We start from the raw sequence: 9,491 nt of genomic DNA, 5'->3' as shown, positions 1-9,491 counted from the left end.
GGGAGCGTTCTGCACGCCCGGCTGATCGAAGGCGGGAAGTCGCTGGGTGTCTCTCGGCGGCTGCATCGCTTCCGATTGTCACCGAAAAGGCGTCGGCGTGCAGCACCCACTTCGCCGGGCGGGGGCGTGCGGGCGGTGGGTCAGCGGGCGGCGGTCCAGCGGTTGAGGTGCCGGTACTCGGCCTCGAACAGCCGGTCCAGGTGCGAGACCACCATCTTCTCGAGCTTGCCGCCGAGCAGCGGTACCGACACCTTGACCTGCCCGGACACCGACTCCTCGGCGGCGCCGTCCCGGTCCACTGCGGTCGCGTCGCCGCTGATGAGCCCCAGCCCACCCGCCGCCTCGGCGCGCGCGGATCCGGTGAACGTCCGACCGTCGAAGCCGGAGTAGGTGCTGGTGCGCACGATGGTCAGTTCGCCCGGCAGGAACCTGCGGGCCGAGTCGGGGATGTCGTCCTCCGGGATGTGCTGCGTGATGGTCACGCGGACGCCGTCCGCGGTAGAGGCGAAGTCGTCGAGGCTGTCCTTGTCGGTCCCCACCGCCAGGAGTCGCTCGCGCCAGTACTCCTCGCTGCCGTAGGCCGAGTACACGGTCTCGATGGGGGCGTCGATACGGGCGTTGTGGGAGAAGCGGGTCGCCATGGGGTCCGACCCTACAAGCGCCGGTTACCCTCGGGCGTGTGAACCCGCCCCCGTCCGACCCCGTGCACCCGGCCGCGCAGCGGTCCGCCGGAACCTCCGCGCCGCACCCCGCCGACCCGGTCGTCGCCGAGCTGACCCGCGCCGCCGGCATCACCGCGACCGCCGGCGCGCGGCTGGCCGACCTGACGACCCTGCGCATCGGTGGCCGTCCGCGAGCGCTGCTCGAGTGCGCGACGCCCGAGGCGGTGGTCGCCGCCGTGCGCGCCCTCGACGCCGCCGAGGTCCCGGTGCTGGTGCTGGGCGGCGGGTCCAACCTGGTGGTCGCCGGTGGTGACCTCGACCTGGTGGTGGTGGCCGTGCGGAACCGGGAGGTCGAGTACCTCGCCGGCGCCGACGAGGGCCGTCTCGTCGTGCGCGCCGGTGCCGGGCTGACCTGGGACGACCTCGTCGTCGACACCGTCGGCCGCGGGTACGGGGGGCTGGAGTGCCTGTCCGGAATCCCCGGGTCCGTCGGCGCGACGCCCGTGCAGAACGTCGGCGCGTACGGCGTGGAGGTCGCCCAGATCCTGCACCGCGTGCGGTGGTATGACCGCGCGACCGGCGTCGATGAGTGGGTGACCCCGGAGGCCCTGGGGCTGGCCTACCGCACGTCGGTCCTGAAGAACACCGACCGCGCCGTGGTGCTCGAGGTGGAGCTCCGACTCGACCCCGCGGGGCGCAGCGAGCCGATCCGGTACGCCGAGCTCGCCGGCCGCCTCGGCGTGACGCCGGGCGAGCGGACCGACCCCGCCGTCGTGCGGCGTACCGTGCTGGAGCTGCGGCGCGGCAAGGGGATGGTGCTCGACGACGACGACGAGGACACCTGGTCCGCGGGGTCCTTCTTCACCAACCCGGTGATTCGCGAGGAGGAACTCCCCACGGTGCGGTCCCGGGTGGCCGCCCGTCTGGGGTCCGGCCCGGCCGAGCAGATGCCCGCCTTCTCCGCGCCCGGCGGGGTCAAGCTCTCCGCGGGCTGGCTCATAGAGCGGGCCGGTTTCGGGAAGGGGCACCCCTCGTTGTCGTCCCCCGCCCGCCTGTCCACCAAGCACACGCTCGCGCTGACCAACAGGGGCGCGGCGACGTCCGACGACATCATCGCGCTGGCGCGCGAGGTGCGCGACGGCGTGCGGGAGGCGTTCGGCGTGGAGCTGCACCCCGAGCCCGTGTGGGTGGGCTGCCACATCTGACAGGCTGACCCCGCCGCCCGGCGCGCCGGTCGTCCCTGGCACGCTGGTCCCAGGCCTTCTAAGCTCGTCACGCCCCCGTGCGCCCGCCCGGCGCCGCCGTTTTCCCTGGAGAATCGCCCGTGGACCTGTTCGCGTATCCGGTGTCGCTCGTCATGAAGTTCTGGCACTGGGCGCTGAGCTTCGTGGTGGACCCCGACTCGGGCGTCGCCTGGGTGGGCTCCGTGCTCCTGCTGGTGGTGACCGTGCGCCTGCTGCTCCTGCGGTCCATGTGGCGGCAGCAGTACTCCATGCGCAAGATGGCGCAGCTCGCTCCCAAGATGAAGGAGCTGCAGAACAAGTACAAGGACCGCAAGTCCCCCGAGGACCGCCAGGAGCAGGCCAAGGAGATGCAGGCCCTGTACGCCGACGCCGGGGTCAACCCCCTGGCCGGCTGCCTGCCGCTCCTCGTGCAGATCCCCGTGTTCCTGGGCCTGTACTACGTGCTGCTCAACTTCTCGCCTCCCGGCAAGTCCATCGAGGAGGCCTCGCAGATGACCAACGGGGCGTTCGGCCCCGAGCAGGTGTCGTCGTTCCTCAACGCCGAGATCTTCGGCGTGCCCCTGGCGTCCTACATCCGCATGCCGCAGGAGGTCATGGACTCCCTGCACCCCGGGCTGGTGCGCGAGGACATCCTCATGCTGGCCGTGCCGCTGTTCGTGCTGGCCGGCATCGCGACGTTCATCAACATGTGGAACTCCTTCCGCCGGCAGAAGGCCGCCAAGGCCGCCGAGCAGGCCGCCCTGGCCCGCGTGGACGCCGAGGAGCGCGCCGGCGGCCCGGTCGTCGACGGCGAGGTGCTCGAGGTCGACGGCGAGAAGCCCGCCGCCCCCACGCCCGCCACCACCGGGGCCGGTGGCGCGGCCGCCGGCGCCGGGCCGGACGGCAAGCCGCAGGACTTCCAATCCATGGCCGAGCAGATGACCGAGTCGATGAACCAGTCGATGAAGATCATGATGTACCTGTTCCCGTTCTTCCCGATCGTGGGCGCGTACTTCTTCAACTTCCCCATCGCGATCGGCCTCTACTGGCTCACCAACAACATCTGGACCGCCGTGCAGTCGCATATCTTCATGGAGAAGCTGGAGAAGGAGCTGCCCATGAGCAGCCGCGAGGGCCTTCCCCCCAGCGCCTTCATGTAGTCCGGCTCGAGGCTTCGCCTCTCGCGCCTCCCGCGCCGCACGCACCCCCGCGCCGCCCGCATTCCACGCCTCCCCGCTCCCCGCGCCGCCCGCACCCCGCGCTTCCCCGCACCCCGCGCCGCCCGCACCCCGAGCCCCGCGATTGGATGTACTCAGCGCGGAAATGGACGTAACCATCCAGGCGATTTCGCCGAAAACCCGTGATGGTTACGACCAGAATCGGCCAGGGCGAGGGCGAGGGCGAGGGCGAGGGCGTCAGCCCTGGCGACGCCGAGCGCAGCGCGCCGAAGCCGAGCCGACGGCGGGTGCGAGGGAGACCGAGGCCGCTCCACGACGAACACCCCTCCGAACCATTGCCACTGTCGCGCAGCGGGCGTAGTCTGCTCGGCGTACGTCGGCAGCTGCACGGCGCGACCCCGGGAGACCGGCGCCGCGAGGGGCACGGCCGAGAACCCGAGACGAGGAGACCCGAGGACAGTGCTCGACCCCAGGTGAGACCCGGCCCATCCGCCACCTCCCTGGAGCACGCATGTCATCCCTCGTCCTGTCGGACGTCGCGTACGCGTTTCCCGACGACACCCCGCTCTTCGACGGCCTCGACCTGAATCTCGGTCCCGGCCTCACCTCACTCGTCGGCCGCAACGGCGCGGGCAAGAGCACCCTGCTGCGCCTCATCGCCGGCGAGCTGCGCCCGACTCGCGGATCGATCAGCATCGGAGGCGAGCCCGCCCTGCCGCCCACCGTCGCCTACCTCCCGCAGTTGCTCGCCGACGCGCCCGCGGAACGCACCCTCGCCGACGAGCTCGGCGTGGGCGGGAAGCTGGCGGCGTTGGCGCGGATCGAGGCGGGGGAGGGGGACGACGACGACTTCGCCCGCCTCGCCGACGACTGGTCGATCGCCGAGCGGACGGGCGCGCTGCTCGCCGAGTTGGGCCTGCCCACGGACCTGGGCAGGTCGGTGCTCGCGCTGTCCGGCGGGGAACGCACGCTCGCCGCGCTGGCAGGTCGGCTCCTCGGGCAGCCGCGGGTGCTCCTGCTCGACGAGCCCACCAACAATCTGGACTCGCGGGCGCGAGCGCGGCTGTTCGCGTCGATCGACCGGTTCGTCGCCGGCGGGCAACGCATCGCGCTCGTGGTGAGTCACGACCTGGGCCTGCTCGAGCGGGCCGGGACGACCGTCGAGATGCGGGCCGGCCGATGCCGGGTGTTCGGTGGGCCGTACTCGCACTACCGCGAGGTGATCGAGTCCGAGCAGGCCGCCGCGCTGCAGAGTCTGACCGGGGCGCGCAACGAACTACGCGCACAGAAGCGGGACAAGGTCGAGGCGCAGGTCGTGCTGGCGCGGCGCGAGCGGTACGGCCGGAAGATGGAGGCGAACAAGCGCGAGCCCAAGGTCGTCATGGGGATGCGCAAGCGGCAGGCCCAGGAGTCGGCGGCACGCTACAGGGCCACGCACGCGAAGGGCGTGGAGCAGGCGCAGGAGCGTATGCGCGAGGCCGACGCCGCCGTGCGGCGGGAGGAGATGCTGCGCGTCGACTTGCCTGATCCCGGGCTCCCCGCGGGCCGGGTCGTGCTGGACGCCGACGATCCGGTCGCCGGCCGGATCCACCTCGTCGGCCCGGCGCGGGTACGACTGGCCGGTCCGAACGGCAGTGGAAAGACCACTCTGCTGCGGCGCCTGTTCGGCGAGGGCGTCGCGGGGCCGGGGTCGCGCGGGACCGGCCGCACGCGGGGAGCGGAGGTGGCGAGCGGAGCCAACCGGGGCGACGACGACAACGCCGCCCTCGTCCCGTGGGCCCTGCTGCCGCAGGATCTTCGCGTCGAGCATCCGGAGTGGTCGGTCGTCGACGCGATCCGTGCCGTCCGCCCCGAGGCGCCGGCGGAGGAGGCGCATGCCCACGCGGCGCGGCTGCTCTTCATCGGCGACGCGGGCCTGCGCGGACTCGGTGAACTCTCCGGAGGCGAGCGTCTTCGAGCGGCGCTCGCGGCGAGGTTGTTCGCCCGGCCGGTCCCGCAGCTGCTGGTGCTGGACGAGCCGACCAACAACCTCGACCTGGACGGGGTGCAGGTGCTGGCCGATGCCCTCTCGGGGTGGCGGGGCGCGTTGCTGCTGGTCAGCCACGACGACGGCTTCTGCGACCGCGTGGGGATGGACGACGTGATCACCCCGCGGTGAGTCCCGCCCCACGGCGGTGAGCCCCGGCCCACCGCGGTGGGGCGTGCGTCAGACCGCGCCGCCGGCCACCGACGGCGGGGTGCCGGTGTTGGTGGAGGCGTCGTTCTCGCGGGCGAGGTACTCCTCGATGCGGAACCAGTCGTCGGCCGCACGCTCGGCGATCGTGACGAGCGTGTTCATGTTGGCGACCTCCTCGACCTGCTCGCGCAGGAACCACAGCATGAACTGCTCGCCGAGAGGGTCGGACTCGGCGCGGGCCGCCTGGAACATGTCCTCGATCTGCCGCGTCACCTGCTTCTCCTGCTCGAGCGCGAGGCGCAGCGCGTCGGCGGGGCCGCTGAACCGGGCCTCCGGGGCGGGGACGGCGGGGATCGTGACGGGGATGTCGCGGTCGAGCATGTACTGGACCATCATCATCGCGTGGTTCCGCTCACCGAGGCTGTGCGAGTAGAAGCGCCCGGCGAGCTGCGGCAGGTCCTGCGCGTCCGCCCACACTGCGATCGCGACGTACTGCTGGCTGGCGGCGAACTCGTGACCGACCTGAGCGGAGAGGAGATCGACGAAGGTGTTCTTGTTCCTGGCCATGGCGGGCCCCTTTCAGTAGGGGGCCAGACTATGGCGATTTCCGACGTTTTGCCAGGTCAGATAGCCTAACCTGCCTTTCGGTTGGACAGCCTCACCTACCGGTGTCAGCTCCGGTGCGCGCGCGTCGCGGAGTGCTGGTCGCGGGGCTTCACCACGATCTGGTCCAGGTTGACGTGCGAGGGCCTGCTGGCCACGAAGCCGACGATCTCCGCCACATCCTGCGCGACCATCGGGGTCAGCCCACGGTAGACGGCGGCCGCCTTGTCGTCGTCGCCGTCGAATCGCACGCGCGAGAATTCGGTCTCGACCATGCCGGGCGCGATCTCGGTGAACCGCACCGGCTGGCCGAGGTGCTCGCCGCGGAGGGTGCGGTGCAGGACGGCCTGCGCGTGCTTGGCGGACGTGTAGCCGGAGCCGTTGTCGTAGGACTCGATCGCGGCGATAGAGGTGATGGTGATGACAAGCCCGTCGCCCGTCTCGACCAGCACCGGCATGAGTCCGCGCACCATGCGCAGCGTGCCGAGGACGTTGGTCTCCCACATCCAACGCCACTGATCCTCGTCGGCGTCCATCACGCTGGTCGTGCCCTTGGCGCCGCCGGCGTTGTTGACCAGCACGTGCAGCCGGGGGACGGCCGCGCAGAACGCCTCGCACGAGTCCGCGTCGGTCACGTCGAGCGGCATGGCCGTGCCCCCGATCTCGTCCGCCAGCGCCTGCAGCCGCTCGACGCGCCGCGCGCCAATCACCACGTGGAAGCCCATCCGCGCCAGCTCGCGCGCGGTCGCCTCCCCGATGCCGGACGACGCCCCGGTCACCACGGCGACGTGGGTCTCGGCGGGCAGGGCGGACAGGCGGTCTCGGGCGGCGGAGTGCTCGATCATAGCTTAGAGGGTAAGGGGCGACGGCCGAGTGGGGCGATGGTTGCGGCGGTCGAGGGCGATGACGGTCCCGGGCGGGAGACGAGGCGGCGAGGGAGGATTCGCGCGAGAGAAGCGGCGCGGGAGAAGTGGCGCGTGGGATATGACGACGGCGACCCCGCTGCCGCCTGGAGGTGGGCGACACCGGGTCGTGCGCGTGCGCGGCCTGCCGACTCAGCCGCGACGCAGGCCGGGGAGCATCCCGATCAGTCCGCGGACCGTGCCGCGGGCGATGTCGGCGGTGGAGAAGTAGTCCTGCCACCCGCAGACCAGACCGCCACGGACCTCGAGGCGCCCGCACACCCAGAAGTCGCAGCGGAACGGGCCGACGCCCAGCGTGTCCGTGCGCTCGGTCAGAACGACGTGGGGGGAGCGGGGATCGGTGGGGTCCGAGGGGGCGGACACCGCGAGGTGGTGGGTCTGCACCCCGAAGTGCATGCTGCGGTGCATCGCGGCGATCGCGCTGACGACGGCCCGCTTTCCCCGCATCGTCGGCAGGCCGATGTTCGCCCACCACACGTCGTCGGAGACCAGTTCGGCCGCGGCGGAGGTCGAGCCGGAGGCGAGGGCGTCGAAGAACACCCGGACGACGACGTCGGGGTCCGTTTGCGTGGTGGTGACAGCCATTGGCCCACGATAATCGCAACCGTCGGTTCCGGGGCGCGCAACGGCACGGTCAGCGACCCACCTGCTCCGGACCCGCTCCGGACTTACGCGTCCGGTCTGGTCCATTCCGGGCGCGTGACCCAGGCACGAGCGAGCAGATTCCACGCGCAAGCCGGTCCGGGCGCGTGGGTCGAGGCGGGACTGGTCGCGTGGGGGCGCATGGCCGCGACCGGCCGTGCGGATGCGGAACTGCTGGCACGATGACCGACATGACCTCAGCCAGCACCCCCTCGTCCACCCAGACCGTCGCCTCCACCGTCTCGTCGGACGGCGCCGCCATCGCCTACCGCGTGCTCGGCGACCCCGCTGCGCGCCCGCTCGTGCTGATCCACGGCTGGGCCCAGTCGAGCGCCTGCTGGGGGCCCGAGCTGCTGGCCGAACTGGCGACCCGGTTCCGGGTGGTGGCGATGGACCTGCGCGGCCACGGACACTCCGACGTCGCCGAGGCGGGCTACGACTCGGCCGCCCAGTGGGCCGACGACGTGGAGGCGGTCCTCGACGCCGCCGGCATCGGCGAGGGGGCCGGGGCGATCCTGCTGGGCTGGTCGTACGGCGGGATAGTGGTCTCCGACTACCTGGCCGCGCGCGGCGAGGACCGGGTGGCCGGGATCGTGCTCTGCGGCGCCGTGACCTCGGTCTCCCGCTCCGCCGGCGGCGCGATCGGACCGGCGATGATCGAGGTGACGTCGAACGGCGCGTTCGACGAGGACCCCCGAAAGGCCGTGGCCGCCCTGGCGAGCTTCGGCAGCGCCATGATGCGCGGCGGCGACGGCACCAGCGGCCAGCGGATCTTCGGACTGTCGCTCGCCACCCCGCCGGCGGTCCGCCAGAAGTTGCTCACCCGGCGTGTGGACAACGACGAGACCCTGCGCGGCCTGGGCATCCCCGCGCTGGTGATCCACGGTGAGCACGACGGCGTGGTGCTGCCGTCCGCCGGTCAGGCCAACGCCGAGATGGTCCCCGGCGGCCGTTACGTGGGCTTCGCCGAATCCGCCCACGCGCCCTTTCTCGAGGAGACGTCGAAGTTCCTCGCCGAGCTCGACTCCTTCACCGCCGGACTCTGACGCATGACTCTGACGGCGGACTCTGACGCCGGGACGGGTCAGCCGGCGTTGTTGACCTTCTCGACCTGCTTGGTCAGGAGGTCCGCCAGCTCCGCCTCGGCGTCGGGGCCGATTTCGCCCCCGCTGTCCGGGGCCGTCATGGCGCCGGCGAGGACCTTCACGCCGCGGACCTCGGTCAGGTAGACGATGTTCGTCATGCGCCCACCCTCACCGAGTGCCTCGACCTGCGTGTCCGAGGTCCGTGCGAGCACCTCGTCGGCGCCCTCGATCTCCGGAGCGTCGACCTCGGCCGAGGTGCCGGTGATCCCCAGGGCCTGACCGGAGAACCGCACCTCGGCGCAGCTCTCCCAGTTGGTCTGGTACTCGTCGAACGACACGCCGGTCCGCAGCACCTGCACGGTGAACATGGCCGAGCCATCCTCGCCACCACCCATGAGCGCAGCCAGACCACCGTCGGAGACGTCACCGGCGAGGGTGGCGTTCATGTCGGCGGCGTCGGCGCACTCCGGCGGATCGACCTCGAGCTCCATGCCCTCGGGCATCTCGAGCCCCGCGCCCGCCTGCGCCAACAACGCGGGATCGGCCGCCTGCATCGGCATGGGCCCCGCCTCCTCCGGCGTCAGCAGCAGGTCCTGCGGCGAAGCGTCGGTGGGCTCGTCGCTTGCGTCATCCATGGCCCCGGACACCGCGTCACCGGCCTCGTCCACCGCCGACGCCGCCGAAGCACCAGCGTCCGAGGCAGCCGATTCGGCCTGCTCACCGGCGTCGGAGGAACACGATGCCGCGCTGACGGCGGCCCCCAGGGCGAGTGCGATACCGAGCCGACGAATGCTCATGATTTCCTCCGCGTGTGGTGGCTGTTGATAACGGCTGCGCCAGACGCTATACCGACGCACCCGTCGAGGGGTATGCCAACCCGCCGGGGGAGTGGATGCCCGCCTCGTCGTCGTCGAAAAATCCCGGGAGGGCTGCGCACCACCGCTGTGTCCCGGCTCAGTGGCACCCACCCGCCCCCGCAACGTGTACCCCGCGGCACCC

At 71.8% G+C, this 9,491-nt stretch carries 9 protein-coding genes; 4 read left to right on the top strand and 5 right to left on the bottom strand.

Going from position 1 to position 9,491, the window contains the following annotated elements; all coding sequences use genetic code 11:
• Window positions 1–140: 140 nt before the first annotated feature.
• Window positions 141–641: a DUF2505 domain-containing protein gene (locus tag HMPREF3086_RS10035; protein WP_061227973.1), complete on the bottom strand. Its 501-nt coding sequence runs from the start codon at window positions 639–641 to the stop codon at window positions 141–143.
• Window positions 642–790: 149 nt separating this feature from the next.
• On the opposite strand from HMPREF3086_RS10035, the gene HMPREF3086_RS10030 reads away from it, so the two are divergent.
• The 3 genes from HMPREF3086_RS10030 to HMPREF3086_RS10020 all read left to right on the top strand — a co-directional run bounded on the left by HMPREF3086_RS10030 (window position 791) and on the right by HMPREF3086_RS10020 (window position 5,221).
• Complete coding sequence (locus tag HMPREF3086_RS10030; RefSeq protein ID WP_070721646.1) at window positions 791–1,867, top strand: UDP-N-acetylmuramate dehydrogenase; 1,077 nt, start codon at window positions 791–793, stop codon at window positions 1,865–1,867.
• A gap of 119 nt (window positions 1,868–1,986) precedes the next feature.
• Entirely contained in the window at window positions 1,987–3,045 is a 1,059-nt protein-coding gene (gene yidC, locus HMPREF3086_RS10025; RefSeq protein WP_061227974.1) for a membrane protein insertase YidC, read from the top strand.
• A gap of 529 nt (window positions 3,046–3,574) precedes the next feature.
• Window positions 3,575–5,221, top strand: coding sequence for an ATP-binding cassette domain-containing protein (locus tag HMPREF3086_RS10020; protein WP_070721644.1), 1,647 nt, complete (start codon window positions 3,575–3,577; stop codon window positions 5,219–5,221).
• A 48-nt stretch (window positions 5,222–5,269) separates the two neighbouring features.
• Here HMPREF3086_RS10020 and HMPREF3086_RS10015 read toward each other — a convergent pair whose 3' ends face one another.
• From HMPREF3086_RS10015 to HMPREF3086_RS10005, 3 genes are all read right to left on the bottom strand, one after another.
• Entirely contained in the window at window positions 5,270–5,806 is a 537-nt protein-coding gene (locus HMPREF3086_RS10015) for a ferritin (RefSeq protein ID WP_007632120.1), read from the bottom strand.
• A gap of 104 nt (window positions 5,807–5,910) precedes the next feature.
• Window positions 5,911–6,687, bottom strand: a complete 777-nt coding sequence (locus HMPREF3086_RS10010) for an SDR family NAD(P)-dependent oxidoreductase (RefSeq protein ID WP_070721642.1) — start codon at window positions 6,685–6,687, stop codon at window positions 5,911–5,913.
• Window positions 6,688–6,897: 210 nt separating this feature from the next.
• Window positions 6,898–7,350 carry a limonene-1,2-epoxide hydrolase family protein gene (locus HMPREF3086_RS10005; protein WP_061227977.1) on the bottom strand — a complete coding sequence of 151 codons (453 nt, stop codon included), beginning with the start codon at window positions 7,348–7,350 and terminating at the stop codon, window positions 6,898–6,900.
• 248 nt (window positions 7,351–7,598) lie between these two features.
• Here HMPREF3086_RS10005 and HMPREF3086_RS10000 point away from each other — a divergent pair, with 248 nt between their 5' ends.
• Window positions 7,599–8,453 (top strand): alpha/beta fold hydrolase, encoded by an 855-nt coding sequence (locus HMPREF3086_RS10000; RefSeq protein ID WP_061915406.1) that lies wholly within the window; start codon window positions 7,599–7,601, stop codon window positions 8,451–8,453.
• 38 nt (window positions 8,454–8,491) lie between these two features.
• On the opposite strand, the gene HMPREF3086_RS09995 is transcribed toward HMPREF3086_RS10000, so the two are convergent.
• Window positions 8,492–9,289 carry a DUF5642 family protein gene (locus tag HMPREF3086_RS09995; RefSeq protein WP_070721641.1) on the bottom strand — a complete coding sequence of 266 codons (798 nt, stop codon included), beginning with the start codon at window positions 9,287–9,289 and terminating at the stop codon, window positions 8,492–8,494.
• Window positions 9,290–9,491 lie beyond the last annotated feature (202 nt).

The sequence above is a fragment of the Dietzia sp. HMSC21D01 genome (genome assembly GCF_001815995.1).
In the GTDB taxonomy this organism is placed as follows: domain Bacteria; phylum Actinomycetota; class Actinomycetes; order Mycobacteriales; family Mycobacteriaceae; genus Dietzia; species Dietzia cinnamea.
This window is presented reverse-complemented; position numbering and strand designations above follow the sequence as displayed.

What these genes read in the sequence shown, in the direction of transcription:
- HMPREF3086_RS10005 (WP_061227977.1), bottom strand. Translation starts at nt 7,350, where the DNA reads ATGGCTGTCACCACCACGCAAACGGACCCCGACGTCGTCGTCCGGGTG.
- HMPREF3086_RS09995 (WP_070721641.1), bottom strand. Translation starts at nt 9,289, where the DNA reads ATGAGCATTCGTCGGCTCGGTATCGCACTCGCCCTGGGGGCCGCCGTC.
- HMPREF3086_RS10035 (WP_061227973.1), bottom strand. Translation starts at nt 641, where the DNA reads ATGGCGACCCGCTTCTCCCACAACGCCCGTATCGACGCCCCCATCGAG.
- HMPREF3086_RS10015 (WP_007632120.1), bottom strand. Translation starts at nt 5,806, where the DNA reads ATGGCCAGGAACAAGAACACCTTCGTCGATCTCCTCTCCGCTCAGGTC.
- HMPREF3086_RS10020 (WP_070721644.1), top strand. Translation starts at nt 3,575, where the DNA reads ATGTCATCCCTCGTCCTGTCGGACGTCGCGTACGCGTTTCCCGACGAC.
- HMPREF3086_RS10010 (WP_070721642.1), bottom strand. Translation starts at nt 6,687, where the DNA reads ATGATCGAGCACTCCGCCGCCCGAGACCGCCTGTCCGCCCTGCCCGCC.
- HMPREF3086_RS10000 (WP_061915406.1), top strand. Translation starts at nt 7,599, where the DNA reads ATGACCTCAGCCAGCACCCCCTCGTCCACCCAGACCGTCGCCTCCACC.